The following is a 19558-nucleotide window of genomic DNA, read 5'->3' on the forward strand; positions in this document are numbered from 1 at the left end:
AGGCGATGCGAACGGCTACCAGCGCGGTCCAATCCTCTCGTGAGAGGAGGAAGAGACGAACCTGGAACTAGGCGGCGTCGACTGCGGAACCTTCTGCCCACAGAGTCTCCACGCTCGGCTCGGGCATTTCACCAAGCTCCCGCAGCCTTCGCGCGGGCATCATCTGCACGAGAATGCCCCCGCGGTCGAAGACGACAAGGAAGCAACCGAGTGGCAACATGAAGAGCGAAACGACGAGGATCTGAAGGAGCCCAACCGGCGCCGTATGGGGCGGCGCACGCCTCCGCCGCGTTCGACGCCCCGGCTCGCCGGATATCCGCAAGCGTGAATAGATCCGCACCGAGTGACCGGCATCCGCCGAGGCGCAAACCGGAAATACCACGCGCTTGACCTCGCTCGGCGCCAGCTCGACGGTGGCGGGCGCGCGTGACACGAGCGCTGGTTTCGCGGGCAGGAGTGGCGCTTCGCCGAGCGCGATATCGACTCGGCGAGATGCGTTCGTGCAGTTCTGCAGAACGATCTCGACGGGCGCGATCATGTCCTTGGGCAGCACGCTGGGGGCGTGCATCACGAATTGCACCCCCATCTTTTCGAAGATCGCGCCGGACTCGAACCGGGCGCGAAGAACGTCGGGAATCCGGTCTTTCGAATAGGTCGCCCATACGACGAAGCCGATTCCACCCGCGAAACCGAGCAAAGAAAGGCTCGCTCCGAGAACGACGGTCGTGAGGGGCATGGGCGAGACGGTCGCCAACATCCAGAGGACGAAACCGCCGCCGAGCGACAGCAGGGCGACGAAACCGGCGAAGGCGTGTGCATCACGCATCGCAAGCCACGTTGCGCCGAAAACGAACGCAATGAGCAGTCCGTACCAGATCTGCTGCTCGGCGCGGGTCATGGTCGCGCCACTCACCCCCATCACGGCGAGCACCGCGACGATCAAAAGCAAGACGACCGGAACGAAGAAGGAAGCGCGCATTGGCGAATACGCGCTATCCGTTTCCCGTGGGGCGCCGTGCGTTGCGCAGTCCAACGACGACGCCATAGAGAGCGCAAGAAAAGATACCCAGCGTGATGCCGATCCCGAGCGCTTCTCCGAACGTCGGCATGCGAGGGGATTCGGCCATGCCCACGCAGATGATTCCCGCCACGAGCCCCGACATCGCAGCGACGAAGCCGCTGCCAATCATCAAGACCAATCCGAGAACGTAGCGACCCGTAGAAGGCAGACGTGTGGGTGGCGGCGGCGTCAGTTGCGGCAAGTACCGCTGGCGCAGGACGACGGCGAGCGCCGGCGCTCCCACCCAAAGTACGACGTAGTACGATCCCAAAATTCGAAACGGAAGTGTCTGGCCGACGAGAGCCACGGCGAGTCCGGCGATCGCCGCGAGGACGTCCCAGCCGGACGTGACCTCGATGGGCGAGTGAGAGCGCTGTTCCATTCTGACAGTCCTGTGCGAGCGACGATCCGACCGCCGGCCGCGCCTCCCCAGAGCGCGCGGACAACGGCCACGATGGCGCCCTCGTTTATCGTGTGTCGATTCTCGTGCCCAGCGCGATCACCATTGCGCACGACGGATTGGCGGATGCCGACCTACACGAATCCAACGCCAGATTTTCCGAGTGCGGACGTCGATCTCAGTTCGTTTCCGAATTCGAATATCAACGTTCGAGCCGCGAACTCTGAGGTTTCTACCTACGCCGTCGACGCTGGGAGCCGACCGCGCTCGCTTCCCCTGGATAGAGGCCGAATGCGTACAGCTTCCGCTTGAGCGTATTGCGTTCGACGCCGAGGGCTTTCGACGTCTGCAAGAGATTTCCCGAGCACGCGCGGAGTGCGTGTTCGATGGCGGAGCGCTCGGCCTCGTCGACGGCTGCACGGAGCGGCTGCACCGGCGCGGAGGCCTGTTCGCTTTGGCGTCCGGAAGGACGTGGTGCTGCAGGCTTGCCTTCCAGGATCTCGGGGGCCAGATCCTCGACATCGACCGCGTCATCGCAGAACACGGTCCACCGTTGAACTTCGCTTCTCAGCTCGCGCACGTTGCCTGGCCACGAATGGCTCGCCAGCCTTCGCATCGCCGCGGGTGTCACCGTCAGCGCGCGACCTCTTCTGCCCACGAAGGCTTCTTGGAGGAAGGCCTTCACCATCGAGGGAATGTCGCTCACGCGCTCGCGGAGAGGAGGAACTCGCAGCGTGGCGCCGTGAAGGCGGTAATAGAGATCTTCGCGAAACGTGCCCCTTGCGACCATCTTCGTCAGGTCCCGGTGGGTTGCCGCCACGACGCGAACGTCGACACGAACCGGCTTCTCTCCGCCGACGCGACGGAGCGTGCCTTCCTGCAGGACGCGGAGCAGCATGATTTGAACTTGGACCGGTAGCTCGCCAACCTCGTCCAGGAAGATGGTGCCGCCGTGAGCCTGCTCGAAGAGCCCACGATGACGCGCGCCAGCGCCGGTGAATGCCGACGCTTCGTGGCCAAAGAGTTCACTCGCCAGGACACTCTCGGCGAGCGCACCGCAATTCTCGGCCACGAACGGTCCTGCTGCGCGTGGGCTGCCATCGTGAATGGCACGGGCCACGAGCTCCTTGCCCACGCCCGTCTCGCCCTGGACGAGCACGGGCAACTCGCTCCGCGCGACGCGTACGACGCGCGCCATGAGCTCACGCATCGGATCACTCTCGGCGACGATCCTCGACCCGCGCGCGCGAACCTCGGCACGAAGTCGTGACACTTCTTCGCGAAGAACGCGGATTTCGGGAAATCCCTCGATATCGAAAGAGACCTCTCGCACGGCGCGGGGATGGGGAGAGGGAACGAATGCCGCCGGGATGACCTGGAGAAGGCGGGCGCGCAGGATCGCCGCCTGCGCCAGGATCACCCAGATGGTTTGGGCCTGCGGAGTTCCCGCGGAGAGGAGAACGTCGACGTTCCATTTCGAAGGCGGGCACGTCCCCTCGATCTCCGAAGCCAGAGGCGCGAGCTGCCTGAAGAGGGCCGCGTAGTCGGAGGGGTCGTCGAGAGAAACGGCACGCACGTCGACCTCACCAACGTGCCGCTTCATGTCGTGCGCCAGGGCCTCGGCCGGTCGCAAGCCCTTGGGCACGGTGAGAACGAGGGCTCGATCGTATCGATGCGTGCTCGTGGGATCTTCGAGCAACCGCAAGACGGGGCCACGATCGCTTGCCGGTCGCTTCGCTTGGTGAGCAGGCGCAGGTCCTTCGACACCGCGGTCCGACCAAGTAAGGAGGAGGCGCTTCACTGGTTCATCATAGACCAACATGGTTCATCATGAACCAGCCGCGTTGGGTCATGGTGCACCACATCTTGTCGATTCACCGGGAAAACCGGCCTCGCTGACGTGGCCCGCCGCTTGCTGAAGGCCCGAGCAAAACGACAATGAAGCACCCCGAACAGAATCAACACGGCCTCGCCGGTCTCCCCGGCTTCGCCAGGGTCTTCGACGGCCCCGGCGTCTGGATGGAGGGGAATGCGACCGATCAGATTGCCTCGGTTGCGGCCCTCCCCGGCTGCCTGCGCGTGGCAGGAATGCCGGATCTCCATGCCGGTCGCGACTTCCCCATCGGCGCGGTCGTCGCGACGCAAGACGTCGTCTATCCCCTCCTCGTCGGGGGCGACGCGGGTTGTGGCGCGCGCATCGTGGTCACGAACGAAGATCACGTCTCGCCCGACAAGCTCGAGCGGCGTATCCGACGTGCCTGGGAAGAGTCGATCTTCGAAGACGTCGAGCCGTCACGACTCTTCGATGCCGCGTGGTCGCAAGGGCCGGCCGGCCTTCTCGAGGTCGATGGAGTGCCCGAAGCACTGCGAAGGTTGGCTGCGCTCGACACGACGGACGACGCTCTGCCCCCCAGCGGCGACCCCTCGCGATTCCGCGCGGGCTTCGAAGGTGCCCTCGGCTCGATCGGTGGAGGCAATCACTTTGCCGAGATATCCAAAGTCTCGCACGTGGTCGACAGCGAGGCGGGAAAGACCATCGGACTCGAAAAGAACTCGCTCGTGGCCCTCGTGCACTCCGGTTCGCGCGGTCTAGGCGCCGCGCTCTTCCGAGCCTGGTGTGCTCGCCCGCTCGTCGGCGCCGAAATCGGGGCGTACCTCGGCGAGCTCGCGGGTGCCTGCCGCTTCGCCCGAACCAATCGACTCGTCGTCGCGTATCGGCTTCTCTCCGCGCTCTCGGCGCTTCGCGCGGGGGCCATCCGCGGCAGCTTCGACGTCACGCACAACGACGTCCGCGCGGAGCTCGTCTCCGGCGCTCCCGCGTGGATCCATCGAAAAGGCGCGGCCCCCGCCTACGAGAGCGCATTCACGGTCGTCCTCGGCAGTCGCGGCGCGCCTTCGTGGGTGATGAAGGGGAACGGCGAAGAGGCATCCCTTCGCTCCGTCGCGCACGGCGCCGGCCGTCGAATGGGGCGAACCGAGGCACGCGAAAAAGTTCGCGCTCGATACCATCGCGCGGAGCTCTCGCGTTCGCCCGGTGGTGGGCGGGTGATTTGCGACGACAAGGACCTGCTCTTCGAGGAACATCCCGACGCGTACAAAGCCATCGAGCCCATCATCTGCGCGCTCGAAGCGAACAGGCTTGCCACACGCGTCGCGTCACTCGTGCCGGTCGTCACCGTGAAGCTATGAGCGAATTTGTTCTCCAGGTTAGCGCGGGGGTTGGTCCTGTCGAAGTTCGACGCTTCGTATCGAAACTCGCCGAACGCTTCGAACGGATCTGCGTCGAGAACGGTCTCTCGCCCCGAGACATCACGTTTCACGGTGACGAGCGCGAGCCTCGCTCCGTCTCCTTTCGATTCGGCGGGGCGCCGCCAGCGTGGTTACGTGACGAGGAAGGCACCCACGTGCTCATCCATCGCAGTCGCGAACGAAGCAAGGCCTCTCGCAAGCGTTGGTTCGCTGCGGTCGAACTTCTCGACACGGTCACTTCGTCCGACAACGAGGTGGGGATATCCAAAGACGATATCGTCGTATCGGCGTGCCGAGCCAGCGGTCCTGGCGGTCAGCACGTCAACAAGACCTCGAGCGCCATACGCCTTCATCACCTGCCTTCCGGAATTCGTATCCGCTCGTCTTCGGAGCGATCCCAGAAGGCCAATATGGACCATGCTCTTCGACGCCTCGGCGCCGTGCTGCGGGAGCGCGTGACTGAAACGCGCGCCCATGAACGCGCCGGTCATCGCTCGAATCATTACCGATTGATCCGAGGGAATGCGGTTCGCTCCTACCGCCTCGATGAAGCGGGCGCGCTCGAGCTCGAATTGCCCGTCCGCTGATCATCCGCGCTCGACGTGTGATTCAGCGCGCCGCGTCGAATGCGCGGTCGAAAGGCGTTCCTTCTCCCACCGCGATCATGAGCGCTCGGATTGCCTCGGCTCGCGCGTGATCTCCGCTCTCGCGCGTCAGCCATCGTTCCACCTCGTGGCGTGCCGCGCAGTAGGTGTCACGGGTGCGACGTGTCTTTCGGAGGTGACGCTGCCACTGCGCCTTGGTCACGAGCAGACGGACGTCGATGTCATTCGGCGCGTTCGGCTCGCATCGCGGCTCAGCGGCGAGAAAGGTGGCAGTTCCTTCGTTGAACCAAGTGGGCAAACGATCGTAATCCACCCAGGCCCTCATTTCCGCGTGGACCATCTCGTGCGTGAGGATGCGTGACGTCCCCTCCACGGGCCCGGTCACGACGACGGCGGAGGGAGCAAGCGAGCCGTCCTCGAAGACCAGCTGGGCGCTGGCGAAGCCAAAGTCATTTGCCGCGGCCGCTTCCGCCGGAGCGCCGAATGACATCTTGCACTCCGCGCTTCGACAAAAGACGACGACCGGCGTCGACCGAACCGTCTCGAATGCAACCGCCAGATTTCGAGAGGCGATCTGCTACGCGCTCCGGAGCGAGTCCAACTCCGCAGGCGCGAGCCCCTCCGCCGCGCCGGTCATTCAGAATCGCACCGGATCGTGCCCCGTTCAGAGTGCGTCGTCGAGGACGAGCGAGACCGGCACGAAGCCGTCCGCTTCGAACGAAGCAAGGGCGTCTTTCAGGCTGACGCCCGTGTGGAATCCGCGGAGAAGCTTGAAGCCGCCGTGCTGCTCGAGCGCCTTCGCGATGAGCGCTTGGTGCCGCTCGAAGATGCGTCCGAGAGTGGAGAAGCCGGAGTCGACCTCGTGCTGCGCGAGATCGGGCTCGGGGTGACGCTCCACGAGCTTGGATGTCCTGCTCTCGGAGTCCGGATAGAAGAACGCGACGGCGAGCGCACCACCAGCGCTCTGCGGCATACGAAAAGAAGTCAGGACCGCGCGCGGGCCCGGACGCAGGCCCGAGAGCAGGCGCGGATTGAGCTCGTCACAGAGTGCCCCAACGAGATCGCGCCGATCGTCATCGAGGCCCTTTTGCACGGCGAGCTTGGCCAGATGCTGGCGCGCGAGCTCCGTATGATCGGCGATGAGTGATTGCATGACCCACGCGGCGCTCTTCAAGAGCGGCTCGTTCGCCTTTCGGAGCGCGCGAGCGATACCTTCGAATGCGGGCCCGAGCGGCGATAGAACGTCATTGCCCGTCACGCCTTCGTGCGATCGCGCGCGAACGGCCGCTTCACGCTCCTCGGGAGTGAGCGCCATCTCGGCCCACGTGCAGCCCACCGCAAGCGACACACGAGGCCAGTCGCGGCCCCATGTGTCGGCCGGCGCGACGAAGAACTGCGGCGGCAGCCGGTCCAATGAAATGCTCTCGAGGTCGTCGAACTGGGTCGAGACGAGCCCGCCCTCCGCGATGCGACGCGCACTCCGAACGACGAGGGAGCGAACGATGGCCATCGCGTCCTCCGCGCTCCACGAGCCGACGACGGCCACCGGGTGATCCGGACGCTCGCGGGTGACCGCGAAGACGACCGAGGGCGTTGCGACCGCGAAAGCGATGACCTCCCCGCGCTTCGAGGTCGAGGAAGTAGCGATAGTGGCGCCGAGCTTGGTGACGCGCTCCAGCAGCGGTTTCGCCCAGGACGGCGGAGAGGTCGTGAGGTCCATCGTGGGCGCGATGCTACGCGCATTCCGAGCTTCGATGACAATGCCGCTGGAAATACTTGGCCCGTAACGTTCTGCAGTGTCAGAGCGAGCGCTCCGAAGCGTAGGCCGCCCCGCAACCTCGATACGGCTCTGCTTGAAGAACCTTGACGCCAGGGATGCGTTTCCCGGCACTATTCGTGCGTCATGGTCCCCGTGATTGAGTCTTCGGATTGGCCGGTCGTGATCGCGACGTACAGCGCGACGCTCACGCTGCCCGACATCGAAGAGTTCGAGGCTCGCCTCCTGGCGATCTTCACCCGGCGTGGTGCCTCGTCATCGTTGCGGACATCACCGACCTGAACCTGTCGACCACCACCGCCCTGCATCGAAAGAAGGTGGCGGAAGGGGCCGACAGGCTCTGTCAGCGCGGAGCCTTGTTGGGCGAAGCGATTGTCATCCGCAATCCCGTCGTGCGCTTCCTGTATCACGGGTACACCTGGGCCAAGACGCGCGACTTCCCCAGCAAGGCTTTCGACGATCACCGCACGGCATGCGAGTGGGCTCGATCGATCGCGATGTCGCCACCCAAAGACTCGGGGCGGTCGCGGTGATCTCAGGCGCTCCAGGACGTCCTGATTCACATCGACGTCCTTCGGTCCGCCCGAGGCCCAGGCGCGCAGGCCTCAACCACCGTCTCTGCCGAACACCTGTTGCTGGATGCACTGGAGACTGAAGCGCGCGCCGCCGAGCTGGCCCGAGCCCGTGGAGAAGAGGAGCGCTTGCGGGCAACGTCCCGCAGGCCCCTTGCCTGTCGCAGGATCGTTCTCGACGTAACACCAGTCGATGGCCGTGTCGTCTTTGCAGGTGTCCCCGGTTGCAACGACCTTCTGGGGAACCTCGCAGACCGGCAACGCCGAAAGATCGATGCCGCCGTCTCCGACGTTTCCGGATGCCTTCTTCTGCTGCTCGCGGAACTTCGCCAAAACCTCCGGCGCCGGCTCCTGAAGTTGGTAATTGGCGCATTTGTCGCCGGCGTCGGCGAGCTGAGCGAGAACGAGACACGAAACGTCGTTCGACCCCGGCTCGCGCGTGAGCGGATGCGGCAGACACTGGGTCGTGAGCGCGTTCTTCAGACGATCGACGATGGCAGCGACGGCCGGGTTGTATCCATACGCCGGCGCGTTCTTGTCGCCCTGGAGCGTGAGCGGGCAGAGTGACGCGATGATGCCATTTTCGCCGAGCGCCTTGACGACCATGAACTCGCGAATCGTCGGATAGGCCTTCGCCTTGACTTGTGTGTTCGCCGTCGTCCCACACAGCGGGGGGTTGAGTGTGCCGTCACACTGGCAGGACGGATCTCCGTTCGCGCAGGTCTTCGGCTGCGGGAGGTCGAACGTGCAGGCAAACTGGAGGTCGTCGAGCTTGGTGTCCCAGTCGCGACCGACGACGGGGTCCGTTCCATTGTCGCCGTGCGTCGTGCTCGGCCCGGGAATGCCCTGCCGAGGCGTCTTCGACTCGACCATGTGGATATCGATGCCGGAGAAGTCGTAATTGAACGGATCCGCTCCGAGGATGGGTGTCCAGTTGATCGGGCTGATTCGCTGTTGGGGATCGAGCTCGGACGCCGCCGTACTACCGTCGGCCAAGGAGCCGTCCTTCTTCTTGTAGAGAAGCTGGTTCGGCACCCCGCCGATGTGAGCGAAAAAGACGAGGTCCGGTGACCGGCTGCCCGTCGCGAGGCCACAGAAATCGTCGCCTGGGCCCCTCGGAAGATTTCGTGCGAACAGCGGATTCGTGCAACTGCTCGCCGCGGGGCCGTAGCCGCTGATGATCCGGCGCGCGCCTCCGCAGCTCCCGTTCTTGGCGGCGCTTCCGTCCGCGCACGTCGTCGCGTGCTCTTGCGCACGTGACGGAACCGTTTGCTTCGTGAGGCCGTCGACGTAGCGTTTCAGTGGATACTGCGGATCGACTCCATAGCTCGGCCGAACGAGCTGCCAGCTCCATCGCGAATTGAGCTGATCTTGATCGGATCCGAAGTATCCGCCGTTCGCCTGGCAATTCGGATCGTTCTTCATCTTCTGGCACGAGGGATCGCTCGCGTTGCATGACGCCGCGAATCCGCACGATGTACAGTCCGGACTGAGCGGATTCGTCTGGCAGATGCTCGTTCCACGCGGCGCGGTCGAGCCGCCGTTGTTGGCGCGCGCCGCCGGCGAGCCGGGAAACTTGGAAGCGTGGAACGCCCAGCCTTGCCCGCCGACCGACAGAGGGTCGGTTCCGGAGTCGTCCTCGTCGGAGAGCGAGATGATCGCGACGAGCGAATCGGGTCGCAGAAAGTCGGCCCTTTGTCGGAGCAGGTCGACGTCGACATCGGTGCCGTAGTCCGCTTGGCCGTTCCCGTCGACGGTGATCTTCACCCACGGATCCGGCGCGACAAGGAAGTGATACCAAGATTCGAGCTGAGATTCGAACCCGCATCCGGTCTGATCGACACCGACAACCAGCGTCTGGAAGTCTTTGTTCAGCGCATCGACGTCCGTGATGGCCGTGCCGCCGAAGCTCGTAGGCGCGGGATGCCGTTTCGCGTCCGCATTGTCCTCCGACGAGGGAAACCACGAGAGGAAGTTCGATGGTTTCGCCTCCTGGAGCTCCGAGCCGCCCTTCACCAGGTCGAGCAGATGCCCCCGATCGTTCGAACGACCGGTATCCGTACACACGTCGCCGCCATAGCTTCCGAGCGACGACGATACGATCGCGAGGTGCATGTCCGTGAGAGGCTTGAACTCCGGATCACCACTAGCGCAGCCGTAGTGATTGTCCTTGGTGCCGAGCGGCTCGGCGACGCCGCCCGTAGGGACGCCGTTCGCGTCCACGCACTTTGGTTTGAGCAGCCCCTGAATGAGCTGCGGCACGGCATCGGCGAGGACGGCTTGCTTGTCCCCCATCGACGCGGAATTGTCGATCATGAAGAGCAAGTCGACTTTGTCGACCTGCGCCTGAGACAGCGAAGTCGTGAAGCTCTCTTTCGTCGTCGGCAGCTCCGTTCCAACCGGACGGGTCAGACAGCTGACCGCTCCCGTGGTGACTGCTGCCAAGATCACGAGCCACTGCGAGGCAGATTTCATGGCACGCTCCTGTCTATTCACCTACACCCAGGCACGAACGGAGTCGCTTAAGTTTTAGTTAGGACAAAACCGTTCACGCCGCTTATCCGCAATTGCCGACGGCGCCCGCATCCGTCATCGGCGTCGTCGAAATCGTGCGCGCCCGGCAAAGAGCGGCCGCCGTTAACAAACCTTTCGGCGCCGTAATTCTTGGCGGCAGACCAGCGATGTGCGGCGCCGATGCCATCCCCGACGGCCGGCGTGGTGCGAGCGAACGAACACCGACCGATGCCTGCTCATCGCTCGACCAAATCAAAACCAAATGGGCGACAATACCGACGGTTCTTTGCGCAAATCTGTCACGAAATCCGTTTACAAAAGAGTTACGCACTCACCGCTCGTCACCGAACCGAATATCGATTGACCACGCGACCACGCGACCACGCGACGCCTCGCGCACCTGAAGCGACGACGGGCGTGGCAACGACGCGCGGACGCCGATTCGGATCGAAAAAGCTTGCCGAGCTTCTCGCCCGAGCGGCGCCGGTGTATCCCCCGTGGTCATGGACGCCCGCCTCGAACAAGAGCGCATCCGAGCCGCCCGCGACGTGGTGCACGCGGTTCTCTTGAAGTCGCTGACGCCGAAGGCCATGGAGGACTCGGCGAAGAAGCTCGGTTTGTGGCGCAAGGGAGCGCTCTCCCTACAGCAAGAGGAGGAGCTCGCCGTCGTGACCGACTACGCCATCCATCACTATCGCCCCGACGGCAAGAATACCGTCGAGCGCGTCTTGAACAACCGAGGCTCCGCCTTCGAATCGACGGAACGCGCGGTTCTCGAAGCGATGTCACGCTCGCGCTTCACGGTGCTCGAGCTCGACCCCTCCAACGACGGCGTCACGATTGCGGCGCGCGATCGGCTCTACGACGAGCCCCTCCTCATTGCCGACGAAGGACTGGCCAAGATCGCCGAGCGCGGGCAGCTCATCGCCACGCGCGTCGTCCCGCTTGGCGGCCTCGCCGTCCTGACCGGAGCCGCACTCCCGTTCGACCGCGAGCTCGCCGCGGATCTTCTCTCCGTCCTCGAGCGCCGCTGGCCCGGTGCGGTTCCCAGCGGCCTACGCGGCGTGTCCACCGCCGAGCAAGGTCGTATCGTGGCCGACCTCGTCACGGTCGCTCTCCGTGGCACGGAACGACTGCGCGACGAGCCGCTCGAGCCCCGCACTCCCGAGAACTGAGCTCGGCCTGAGCTCAGGCCCGCGATCTCGCTCGAACGCATCCTCGATGCGACACGTGCCGAGCGGGAGTCAGAGGAGCGGCGTGGCGTTGCCGGAGCTATCGAGGATCTCGGCCATCTCGTAGGAGCCGCCCACCTCGACATGGAGCAGAAAGCCTTGGCTGATGCCGCTCGCCTGGTGAATCCCCATCGCCGTATCGATCTTCACCAGAATCCCATTCGACGACTTGGCCACCCGACCGCGTGCGCCAAACGCGCCGGGGTCGTGACCGAAAACGATATGATCGACTCCGAGCGCAGCCGCCGCCTTCTTCCCCGCCTTCGGGTCAGTGGGATCGCCGTACCAATTCTGTGCTTCGAGGATCGAGTCGTTTCCCGTGATGTCCTTGTCGCCGAAACCTGTCTTCGTGAGTCCTTTCTCGAGGGTCTTCTCGAGGTCCTTGATCGAATTTTGAGACGTATTTCCGCCGTGTGAAAAGAACCACTTGTTGACGCGTGCGCCGAGAGGCAGGTTCGCGATCCAAGCCCCCCGACCTCCCGGGTCGGTTCCCTTCACGAGCGATGCGGGAGGGATATGTGCAGCGAGCAGCTCGCTGTCGATACCGCACCTGTCGACTTCGCTCGATCCGGTCGCCTTCTTGTTGTTCGGATCGGCCATGAACTCGGCTTCGTGATTTCCCATCGTCGCGATGACGCGCCCCCCGCTACGCGGAGCGTCTGCCTGCAACGTGCGGACGAGGTCGATGACGTCGAGAGACTTCGGGCCCTTGTCGATCATGTCACCCGCCACGACCAGAGTCGCGGCGCCGCCGGTCCACTTGGTCTTCGTCGGGTCCGGGTTCACGGCGTCGATGAGATGATTGTTGGCGAGCAGCGTGGTGAAGATCTCGTATTGGCCGTGCGCGTCACTCACCGCATAGATGTCCTTGACGTTGTCGACCTGGACGATGGCGGGGTTCGTCGTGAAGTTGCGAGTCCGAGCGGTGATGGCGTCCTCTTCACCGGTCGTTTCCCCTTCCACCTCCGCCGAGCAATGGAGAGAGACCAAGGCGAGCGAGAGGCCAAGAAACAACGTCGCAATCGAGCGAGGACGCATGCGTCCTGCCTTAGCAAGATACGCACCCTCTCCCACACGTCGCTAACCACTTGGATTCATTGATTTATCCAAGCCCATCCGCCCGATTGAGGGCCGAGCGATCCATGACACCGGATCGTCACTTAACCGCCCCATTCAAAACCGATCGTGACGATCGGTGGGCAGCTTCACGGCAGAGTCCCCCGTGAGCGAGCGCTCTTCGAGGTGCTGCGAGGCTCGCCGGGGTCGTCCGAACGCGGTGACCGATACGTCTCGCTCAGCTCCAGCGCACTCGGAACTGAGCGTGACGGTCGCTGACCTCGGCGAGCCGGCAGGCGATGTCCTTCGCGCCCGCCACCTCGACGGCGCTCTGATAGGCCGTGCCCTTCTCGAGCAGAATCAGCTTCGGATGGAGTAACGGAGGAAACGTCAAAACGACGGTCGCAGACTTCTCTGCGAACGCAACGTGGAGCTTCGTTCCTTGGTGGAAGCGACTCCAAACCGAAGTGGCCACCTTCAGCATCGTCGTTGGTGAGAGCAGGGCGAACATCGCGCTGTACATCGGCGACCGCAGAAGGTCGCGGTTCATCCGATGCGCTACCTCGACGAACGCGCTGTCGGAGCCGCACGAGTCGGCGACCGCCAGCTCGATCGCGTTGACCAGCGTCGTGGGCACCCAGGCGCCGATCGGCGCTGGACGTTCGATCAAGTCGACGAGCGCGGCGGGAAGCGCCCCACGACTTCGATCGACCGGTCGGATCTCCAGCAACTTTCGGTAGATCGAAGCCTTCGAGAGGCAGCCGGGATGGGACGCAAGGCCCTGCGGGAGTTCCCGCCAATACGCGTGCAATCGCGGGAAGGCGACCTTGTCGATCTCGGCCTCCATGGACGGTCTGACACTACCACTCGCCCCAACCCCCCAGCGAGGAATGGACGCGGGAGCGGGGCCGGAACAACGATGTCCGGGGAGCGGCTCATCTTGGGCATATCGGACCGGACCTTACGGCGCGATGGCGATCGCGGTCCCGACGTGCGGTAGGCGAATCGCCTTATCCATCCCCTTTTCCGCAGCCTGCTCGAGCAGCGCGTCAACCGGCTCGCGGTAATGCGCGAACGTCGTGTGGTGAATGGGCACGACGCGACGCGGCCGGAGCGCCGCCACGAGCTCCACGGTCTCGGACGCGTCCATCGTGCGGAGGCCGAGGGGGCCATCGCCGCCAACGCCGCCCATGTGAGGCATGACGAGGTCGATCGCGCCGAAGCGTGATCCGAGCGCACGCATGTCTTCGGTCAAGACCGCATCTCCGGTCCAGTAGAGCCGCAGCACGCCGCTCGTTCCGTCGTCCCACTCGAGGACATATCCGTTGCCCTTGCCGAGCTCGCGATCGAGCGTGGCGTCGTGCGCGTGATGAGCGGCAACGGCGTGAACCACGAGCCGAGTCCCGCCGCGTACGAAGGTGGTCGACTCGTCCCAGTCCAGCGGTCGCACATCGGCGAATCCCGCGCTCCGTAGGGCGGCGGCACCAGACGGTGGGACGACGATGGGCAGGTTCTTCGGCAACATCTCCTTCGCTCTGCCGTCGAAGTGATCGGCGTGCATGTGACTCACGAACACCGCGTCGAGCCGTTGGAGGTCGACGGTGCCGGGCGCTAGGTAACGGGTGACGGGGGCGTTCGGCGCACCGGTCGACGGGTGGCGCGGGAGCGTGAACGCCGATGGTCCTCGTCCGCTGAGCATGGGATCCGTCAGGACGCGAAAGCCGCCTCGCTCCAGCAACGCGGTGGGGCCACCGAGCCACGTCACTGCTCCTTTGGCGAGGCTCGCGTCACGGTCGTGCTCGTCGCGAGCGACGGTCACGGCCGGCGCCGCCGTCGTGCCGACCGGACCGGCAGGCGGCGCAGCGTCCGCGTGACAAGCCGTGGCGAGGAGGGCCGAGGCAGCGAGATGACGTCGTGTATTCATGCTCTCAGCAATGCGGCGGCGACGAAGAGTCCGCCATCGAGGTCGATCGCGATGCCCCTATGCATTTTTGTATGGGGAGCGCGCTATGCTCGGGCCCTCCGATGTTCGACTGGGATGATCTGCGCTACGTCCTCGCCATCGCTCGCCACGGGACGCTGTCGTCGGCCGCGCGCCGGCTCGCAGTCACCCAGCCCACGATGGGGCGTCGGCTCGACGCCTTCGAAAAGCACCTGGGGACGCGCCTCTTCTTGCGGACGCCGGAGGGATTCCAGCTCACCGCCGCGGGACGAGAATTGCTCGCCCATGCCGAACGCATGGAAGGCGAAGCGCTTGCGGCGTTCCAGATCGTCGCCGGTCGCGACAGCGGCGTCGTGGGGATGGTCCGCGTCACGACGACCAAATGGTTCTCGAGCTCCATCGTGGCCCCCATCCTCGCGCGGCTTCCAGAGCGCTATCCAGGGCTCGCGGTGGACCTCGTCGCCAGCGATGGATGGTTGAACCTTCCGCGCCGCGACGTCGACATCGCCCTTCGCTTCGCGCGTTTCGAACACCAGGACGTCTTGCAGCGCAGCGTCGCTCGGATCGGATTCGGACTGTATGCCTCGGCACGCTACCTCGATCGTCGTGGCATGCCGGACTTCACCCTCGGCTGCCCTGGCCACGCCGTCATCACGATGAGTGACGACGTCGAGAACGTGGCCGACGTGCCCTGGCTCCGAGCCATTGCTCATGCGGCGTCGATCGCCTTCCGCAGCAACGGTCGTGACGCCCATGCCATCGCGGCTGCCGAAGGAGCGGGCCTCGCCTGCCTGCCTCGTCATCTGGCCGAGCGCACGCCAGGATTGGTGCGGCTGGCGCCTCCGTCTCCGCCGCCCGCCCGCAGGGCATGGCTCGGCATCCACCGCGATGGGAGCCGGATTCCACGCATCCGCGCCGTGATGGATGCCCTCACCCGCCGCCTGGCGCGCCTCGAGCCCGAGCTGGCCGACGCATCGGATTTCGCCGGAGAGGCAGCAGATGCGGACGGCGGCGACGTGAGACGAAAGCGCTCGCGCAAGAGCGAGTAAGAGACTCGCCCCTGCGCGCCTCACGCTTCGCTCTTCGCGAGCGAGAGTGTCTCCGCGTCCGGCGTCGCGTTTCAAGGGTCGGGCGCCACCTCGAGTACTCGAGAACCGCGGCCGTCTCGTGGGTGGTGAGCTGGCGGGCACACCGATTGCACCGGCATCCGGCCTTCCACCAAGGATCCGCCATGGCAACGTCGGCAACGTCGCGCTCGGATGCATTCGTCTTCTTTGGAGCCACGGGTGATCTGGCGAAGAAGCAGACGTGGCCAGCACTTCTGGCGCTGACGAAAACCGGCCGCCTCGACATGCCGATCGTGACGGTCGGCAGGCATGATATCGGCGTCGACGAGATCCGCGCAGAGGCGAAGAAGAGCCTCGAAGACACCAAGAGCTTCGACGCTGCTGCATTCGCGCAGATGTCCAAACGTCTCTCCTACGTGGCCGTCAATTACGATGACGCCACGACGTTCGACGGCATCACGAAGGCCGCCTCCGCGGCGCAACATCCACTCAACTACGTTGCGCTGCCTCCACAGCTTTTCGAGAAGGTCGCGGCGGACCTCGCCAAAGCAGGCCTCGCGAAGGGCGGTCGGCTCGTCGTCGAAAAGCCGTTCGGTCACGACGTGGCGTCGGCGCGGGCGCTGAGTGCCAAGCTCCATGCCGCGTTTCCGGAAGACTCGCTCTTCCGAATGGATCACTACCTCGGCAAAGAACAGGTCGAGAACATCGTCTTCTTTCGTGCCGCCAATCGACTCTTCGAGTCGACCTGGAATCACGAGCACATCGCGGCCATCGAAATCACGATGGCCGAATCCTTCGGTATCGAAGACCGCGCGGAATTCTATGACAGCGTGGGTACGATTCGTGACGTCGTGCAGAATCACTTGCTCGAAGTCATGGCCTATCTCGCGATGGAGCTTCCGACGGCTCGTGGTCACACCGCGCTTCGCGATGCCCGCACGAAGTTCCTCACGCACGTCAAGGCGCTCGGGCCGGACGATGTGGTTCGCGGTCAGGTACGCGGATATCGCGACGTTCGCGGAGTTGCCAACGACTCGACGACGGAGACGTTCGCGTCACTTCGCTTCGCGGTCGATTCACCACGTTGGCGTGGCGTTCCCTTCTACGTCCGAACGGGAAAATCGCTCGCGGTCACGATGACCGAAGCCATGGTTCGGTGGAAGCGCGTTGGCCATCCCGTTCTGGAAGACAACGCCGCACCGCCCGCGAACGCGCTCCGCTTCCGCATCGGGCCGGACAACTTCATCGCTCTCGCGACCAACGTGAAAGCTCCGGGCGAAGCCATGCGCGGCGATTCGAGCGAGCTCTCGCTTTGCAGGCCGGCGACCGGAATGAAGGCCTACGAGCGGCTCCTCGGCGATGCGATCGACGGCGATGCATCGATGTTCGCTCGCCAGGACACGGTCGAAGAGGCATGGCGCATCGTCGACGGCGCGCTCGCCGCAAAGACGCCCGTCTATCCCTACGACAAGGGCTCGTGGGGACCGCAAGAAGCCTCGCGCCTTGCCCCCAAGGGCGGCTGGACGAACGCTCGCTGAGCGTCTCCGCATCCGCAATCCGCGCGTGCAAATGCAGAAAGGGCGCCCAGGACCGAAGCCCTGTGCGCCCTTTCACGCGACTCTCGAGTCAGGTCAGGCGAATTACTTCTTCGCCGCGACCTTGGCCTTCTTGTCGCCCGAGTGGCCGTGGAACGTGCGCGTCGGGGCGAACTCGCCGAGCTTGTGCCCGACCATGTTCTCCGTGACGAACACGGGGATGAACTTGCGGCCGTTGTGAACGGCGAAGGTCAAACCGATCGACTCCGGGGTGATCGTGCTACGGCGCGACCAGGTCTTGATGACCTTCTTGGACTGGGTCGCCTGAGCAGCGGCGATCTTCTCCATGAGATGACCGTCGACGAAGGCGCCCTTCTTAACTGAACGGGGCATAGTGGACTCCTTCTCTTACTTCTGGCCGCGGCGCTTGACGATCATGCCGTCGGTGCGCTTGTTGTTGCGGGTCTTGAGACCCTTCGACAGCTGGCCCCACGGCGAGCATGGGTGACGGCCACCGGAGGTGCGGCCTTCACCACCGCCCATCGGGTGGTCAACCGGGTTCATCGTGACGCCGCGGTTGTGCGGACGGCGACCGAGCCAGCGCGAACGACCGGCCTTGCCGATCGTGATGTTCGCGTGGTCGATGTTCGAGACCTGGCCGATCGTCGCCTGGCAATCGAGGTGGATCATGCGCACCTCGGTCGACGGCATACGAACCTGCGCGTAGTCCCCGTCCTTCGCCATGAGCACAGCGCCCGAGCCGGCCGAGCGAACGAGCTGACCGCCCTTGCCCTTGCGCATCTCGAGGTTGTGGATCGTGGTGCCGAGGGGGATGTGGCGGAGGGGCATCGAGTTGCCCGGCTTGATGTCCGCGTTACGGCTGGCGACGATCTTGTCGCCAACCGAGAGGCCGTCGGGCGCGAGGATGTAGCGCTTCTCGCCGTCTGCGTAGTGCAGGAGGGCGATGCGCGCCGTGCGGTTGGGGTCGTACTCGATCGAAGCGACCGTGGCCGGAACGCCGATCTTGTTACGACGCCAATCGATGAGGCGGTAACGCTGCTTGTGTCCACCGCCGCGGAAGCGGCTGGTGATACGACCGTGCGCGTTACGACCGCCCGTCGAGGTCTGATGCTCGAGAAGCGACTTCTCGGGCTTCTTGCCCTTGGTGACTTCCTTGAAGTCCGAGCCCGTGTAGTAACGGCGGGCCGGCGAAGTCGGCTTGTAAGTCTTGATACCCATGGCTCAGCCCTCGGAGCTCTCGGCGAAGAAGTCGATGTTCTCGCCCTCTTTGAGGGTGACGACTGCCTTCTTCCAGTTCTGCATCTTCGCGTAGCCGCGGCCCATGCGGCGATCCTTGCCGCGGTAGACCATCGTGTTGACGCTCTCAACCTTGACGTTGAAGAGCTTCTGCACGGCTTCTTTGATCTGGATCTTGTTGGCGCCGCGAAGCACCTCGAAGATCACCTGGTTGTTCTTCGAGCGGAGAGTGTTCGACTTCTCCGTGAGGAAGATGGGACGACGGATAACGGATTCGGGGGTCACTTCTCACCTCCACGGGCGAGGCAGCGGAGCTCGAGCGCCTTGGCCGCGTCCTTCGAGAGGACGAGCGTGTCGTAGCGGAGCAGGTCGTAAACGTTGACGCCCTCGGGGGGCAGGAACTGGTGATCCTTGCAGTTGCGGATCGAGAGGCGGAGGTTCTCGTTCGACGCCGTGTCGACGACGAGCGTGGCGCGGTCCGTCTTGAGGGTGGCGAGAGCCGAGAGCACGCTCTTGGTCTTGATCTCGGGCATCTCGAAGCGGTCGACCACGACGAGGCGGCCTTCCTTGTTGAACTTCGAGAGAGCCGAGCGGAGCGCCCCGATGCGCACCTGGCGCGGGGGACGGTACGACCAGTCGCGAGGACGGGGCGCGTGAGCCTGACCGCCACCGACGTAGATCGGCGCGCGGATCGAGCCGTGACGCGCGCGGCCCGTGCCCTTCTGCTTGTAGAGCTTCTTGGTGCTGCCGCTGACCGCCGAGCGGTTCTTGGCGGCTGCAGTGCCCTGACGGCGCGACGCGAGCTGGGCTTTCACCACTTCGTAGAAGAGGTGTTCCTTGACTTCGGCCGCGAAGACTTCGTCCGCGAGGTCGACGGTGCCGACCTTCTCGCGCTTCAAATTGAAGACATCAATGGTTGCCATGTGAGACCTCTCAGCGCGGCGACTTGATCTCGACGTCAACACCCGCCGACAGGTCGAGCTTCATCAGCGCGTCCAGGGTGGGCTGGGTCGGATCGAGAATGTCGAGGAGACGCTTGTGGGTGCGGATCTCGAACTGCTCGCGCGACTTCTTGTCGACGTGCGGGCCGCGGAGAACGGTGTAACGCGAGATGTGCGTCGGAAGCGGGATCGGCCCCGCCACGCGCGCACCGGTGCGCTTCGCAGTCTCGACAATGTCGTTGGCCGACTTGTCGAGGAGTTGGTGGTCGAACGCCCGGAGGCGGATACGGATCGTGGTGGCGGCTGCCATGCTCAATTACCTCTACGTTTCACAGGAAGCAGGGAAGACGG

20 protein-coding genes are annotated in these 19558 nt (G+C 64.5%); 6 read left to right on the top strand and 14 right to left on the bottom strand.

Features of this window, described 5'->3' with window-relative positions:
- Positions 1–67: 67 nt before the first annotated feature.
- The 3 genes from AKJ09_RS01550 to AKJ09_RS01560 form a co-directional block, all read right to left on the bottom strand.
- Positions 68–979, bottom strand: a complete 912-nt coding sequence (locus tag AKJ09_RS01550) for a hypothetical protein (protein WP_146645394.1) — start codon at positions 977–979, stop codon at positions 68–70.
- A 13-nt stretch (positions 980–992) separates the two neighbouring features.
- Positions 993–1442 (bottom strand): hypothetical protein, encoded by a 450-nt coding sequence (locus AKJ09_RS01555; protein WP_146645395.1) that lies wholly within the window; start codon positions 1440–1442, stop codon positions 993–995.
- A gap of 250 nt (positions 1443–1692) precedes the next feature.
- A complete protein-coding gene (locus tag AKJ09_RS01560; RefSeq protein WP_146645396.1) occupies positions 1693–3261 on the bottom strand; it encodes a sigma-54 interaction domain-containing protein in 1569 nt (522 codons plus the stop codon).
- Positions 3262–3398: 137 nt separating this feature from the next.
- Here AKJ09_RS01560 and AKJ09_RS01565 point away from each other — a divergent pair, with 137 nt between their 5' ends.
- Both AKJ09_RS01565 and AKJ09_RS01570 read left to right on the top strand, forming a co-directional pair.
- Positions 3399–4649 carry an RtcB family protein gene (locus AKJ09_RS01565; protein ID WP_146645397.1) on the top strand — a complete coding sequence of 417 codons (1251 nt, stop codon included), beginning with the start codon at positions 3399–3401 and terminating at the stop codon, positions 4647–4649.
- Positions 4646–5296 carry a peptide chain release factor-like protein gene (locus AKJ09_RS01570; protein ID WP_146645398.1) on the top strand — a complete coding sequence of 217 codons (651 nt, stop codon included), beginning with the start codon at positions 4646–4648 and terminating at the stop codon, positions 5294–5296. The genes AKJ09_RS01565 and AKJ09_RS01570 overlap by 4 nt, the downstream gene beginning before the upstream one ends.
- Positions 5297–5318: 22 nt before the next feature.
- Here the strand turns inward: AKJ09_RS01570 and AKJ09_RS01575 are convergent, their stop codons facing one another.
- Positions 5319–5804 carry a hypothetical protein gene (locus AKJ09_RS01575; protein WP_146645399.1) on the bottom strand — a complete coding sequence of 162 codons (486 nt, stop codon included), beginning with the start codon at positions 5802–5804 and terminating at the stop codon, positions 5319–5321.
- A 174-nt stretch (positions 5805–5978) separates the two neighbouring features.
- On the bottom strand, positions 5979–7034 hold the full coding sequence (locus AKJ09_RS01580; protein ID WP_146645400.1) for a hypothetical protein: 1056 nt from the start codon (positions 7032–7034) through the stop codon (positions 5979–5981).
- Between the two features lie 183 nt (positions 7035–7217).
- Here AKJ09_RS01580 and AKJ09_RS52570 point away from each other — a divergent pair, with 183 nt between their 5' ends.
- A complete protein-coding gene (locus AKJ09_RS52570) occupies positions 7218–7373 on the top strand; it encodes a hypothetical protein (protein WP_169927166.1) in 156 nt (51 codons plus the stop codon).
- Between the two features lie 323 nt (positions 7374–7696).
- On the opposite strand, the gene AKJ09_RS01585 is transcribed toward AKJ09_RS52570, so the two are convergent.
- The gene (locus AKJ09_RS01585) at positions 7697–10138 is read right to left on the bottom strand and encodes a hypothetical protein (RefSeq protein ID WP_146645401.1); all 2442 of its coding nucleotides are present in this window, start codon (positions 10136–10138) and stop codon (positions 7697–7699) included.
- A gap of 542 nt (positions 10139–10680) precedes the next feature.
- On the opposite strand from AKJ09_RS01585, the gene AKJ09_RS01590 reads away from it, so the two are divergent.
- Complete coding sequence (locus AKJ09_RS01590) at positions 10681–11352, top strand: DUF7986 domain-containing protein (protein WP_146645402.1); 672 nt, start codon at positions 10681–10683, stop codon at positions 11350–11352.
- Positions 11353–11421: 69 nt separating this feature from the next.
- On the opposite strand, the gene AKJ09_RS01595 is transcribed toward AKJ09_RS01590, so the two are convergent.
- The 3 genes from AKJ09_RS01595 to AKJ09_RS01605 form a co-directional block, all read right to left on the bottom strand.
- Positions 11422–12447 (bottom strand): metallophosphoesterase, encoded by a 1026-nt coding sequence (locus AKJ09_RS01595; protein ID WP_146645403.1) that lies wholly within the window; start codon positions 12445–12447, stop codon positions 11422–11424.
- Positions 12448–12703: 256 nt separating this feature from the next.
- Positions 12704–13312 carry a hypothetical protein gene (locus tag AKJ09_RS01600; protein ID WP_146645404.1) on the bottom strand — a complete coding sequence of 203 codons (609 nt, stop codon included), beginning with the start codon at positions 13310–13312 and terminating at the stop codon, positions 12704–12706.
- Between the two features lie 114 nt (positions 13313–13426).
- On the bottom strand, positions 13427–14389 hold the full coding sequence (locus tag AKJ09_RS01605; protein WP_146645405.1) for an MBL fold metallo-hydrolase: 963 nt from the start codon (positions 14387–14389) through the stop codon (positions 13427–13429).
- Positions 14390–14490: 101 nt separating this feature from the next.
- Here AKJ09_RS01605 and AKJ09_RS01610 point away from each other — a divergent pair, with 101 nt between their 5' ends.
- Both AKJ09_RS01610 and zwf read left to right on the top strand, forming a co-directional pair.
- Positions 14491–15456: a LysR family transcriptional regulator gene (locus AKJ09_RS01610; protein WP_169927167.1), complete on the top strand. Its 966-nt coding sequence runs from the start codon at positions 14491–14493 to the stop codon at positions 15454–15456.
- Positions 15457–15638: 182 nt separating this feature from the next.
- Positions 15639–17012: a glucose-6-phosphate dehydrogenase gene (zwf, locus tag AKJ09_RS01615; protein ID WP_146645407.1), complete on the top strand. Its 1374-nt coding sequence runs from the start codon at positions 15639–15641 to the stop codon at positions 17010–17012.
- A gap of 102 nt (positions 17013–17114) precedes the next feature.
- On the opposite strand, the gene rpsS is transcribed toward zwf, so the two are convergent.
- From rpsS to rpsJ, 5 genes are read right to left on the bottom strand one after another with little or no spacing between them, the layout of a single operon-like run.
- Positions 17115–17402, bottom strand: coding sequence for a 30S ribosomal protein S19 (rpsS, locus tag AKJ09_RS01620; protein ID WP_146645408.1), 288 nt, complete (start codon positions 17400–17402; stop codon positions 17115–17117).
- A 15-nt stretch (positions 17403–17417) separates the two neighbouring features.
- A complete protein-coding gene (gene rplB / locus AKJ09_RS01625; protein WP_146645409.1) occupies positions 17418–18248 on the bottom strand; it encodes a 50S ribosomal protein L2 in 831 nt (276 codons plus the stop codon).
- Positions 18249–18251: 3 nt separating this feature from the next.
- Positions 18252–18551 (bottom strand): 50S ribosomal protein L23, encoded by a 300-nt coding sequence (locus AKJ09_RS01630; protein ID WP_146645410.1) that lies wholly within the window; start codon positions 18549–18551, stop codon positions 18252–18254.
- Entirely contained in the window at positions 18548–19189 is a 642-nt protein-coding gene (gene rplD / locus AKJ09_RS01635) for a 50S ribosomal protein L4 (protein ID WP_146645411.1), read from the bottom strand. Before rplD ends, AKJ09_RS01630 begins: the two co-directional genes overlap by 4 nt.
- 10 nt (positions 19190–19199) lie before the next feature.
- Positions 19200–19517, bottom strand: a complete 318-nt coding sequence (rpsJ, locus tag AKJ09_RS01640; protein WP_146645412.1) for a 30S ribosomal protein S10 — start codon at positions 19515–19517, stop codon at positions 19200–19202.
- Between the last annotated feature and the right edge of the window lie 41 nt (positions 19518–19558).

The organism is Labilithrix luteola, assembly GCF_001263205.1.
In the GTDB taxonomy this organism is placed as follows: Bacteria; Myxococcota_A; Polyangia; order Polyangiales; family Polyangiaceae; genus Labilithrix; species Labilithrix luteola.

What these genes read in the sequence shown, in the direction of transcription:
- AKJ09_RS01555 (WP_146645395.1), bottom strand. Translation starts at nt 1,442, where the DNA reads ATGGAACAGCGCTCTCACTCGCCCATCGAGGTCACGTCCGGCTGGGAC.
- rplD (WP_146645411.1), bottom strand. Translation starts at nt 19,189, where the DNA reads ATGGCAACCATTGATGTCTTCAATTTGAAGCGCGAGAAGGTCGGCACC.
- AKJ09_RS52570 (WP_169927166.1), top strand. Translation starts at nt 7,218, where the DNA reads ATGGTCCCCGTGATTGAGTCTTCGGATTGGCCGGTCGTGATCGCGACG.
- AKJ09_RS01595 (WP_146645403.1), bottom strand. Translation starts at nt 12,447, where the DNA reads ATGCGTCCTCGCTCGATTGCGACGTTGTTTCTTGGCCTCTCGCTCGCC.
- zwf (WP_146645407.1), top strand. Translation starts at nt 15,639, where the DNA reads ATGGCAACGTCGGCAACGTCGCGCTCGGATGCATTCGTCTTCTTTGGA.
- rpsS (WP_146645408.1), bottom strand. Translation starts at nt 17,402, where the DNA reads ATGCCCCGTTCAGTTAAGAAGGGCGCCTTCGTCGACGGTCATCTCATG.
- AKJ09_RS01600 (WP_146645404.1), bottom strand. Translation starts at nt 13,312, where the DNA reads ATGGAGGCCGAGATCGACAAGGTCGCCTTCCCGCGATTGCACGCGTAT.
- AKJ09_RS01565 (WP_146645397.1), top strand. Translation starts at nt 3,399, where the DNA reads ATGAAGCACCCCGAACAGAATCAACACGGCCTCGCCGGTCTCCCCGGC.
- AKJ09_RS01550 (WP_146645394.1), bottom strand. Translation starts at nt 979, where the DNA reads ATGCGCGCTTCCTTCTTCGTTCCGGTCGTCTTGCTTTTGATCGTCGCG.
- AKJ09_RS01585 (WP_146645401.1), bottom strand. Translation starts at nt 10,138, where the DNA reads ATGAAATCTGCCTCGCAGTGGCTCGTGATCTTGGCAGCAGTCACCACG.
- rplB (WP_146645409.1), bottom strand. Translation starts at nt 18,248, where the DNA reads ATGGGTATCAAGACTTACAAGCCGACTTCGCCGGCCCGCCGTTACTAC.
- AKJ09_RS01575 (WP_146645399.1), bottom strand. Translation starts at nt 5,804, where the DNA reads ATGTCATTCGGCGCTCCGGCGGAAGCGGCCGCGGCAAATGACTTTGGC.
- AKJ09_RS01580 (WP_146645400.1), bottom strand. Translation starts at nt 7,034, where the DNA reads ATGGACCTCACGACCTCTCCGCCGTCCTGGGCGAAACCGCTGCTGGAG.
- AKJ09_RS01570 (WP_146645398.1), top strand. Translation starts at nt 4,646, where the DNA reads ATGAGCGAATTTGTTCTCCAGGTTAGCGCGGGGGTTGGTCCTGTCGAA.
- rpsJ (WP_146645412.1), bottom strand. Translation starts at nt 19,517, where the DNA reads ATGGCAGCCGCCACCACGATCCGTATCCGCCTCCGGGCGTTCGACCAC.
- AKJ09_RS01610 (WP_169927167.1), top strand. Translation starts at nt 14,491, where the DNA reads ATGTTCGACTGGGATGATCTGCGCTACGTCCTCGCCATCGCTCGCCAC.
- AKJ09_RS01590 (WP_146645402.1), top strand. Translation starts at nt 10,681, where the DNA reads ATGGACGCCCGCCTCGAACAAGAGCGCATCCGAGCCGCCCGCGACGTG.
- AKJ09_RS01605 (WP_146645405.1), bottom strand. Translation starts at nt 14,389, where the DNA reads ATGAATACACGACGTCATCTCGCTGCCTCGGCCCTCCTCGCCACGGCT.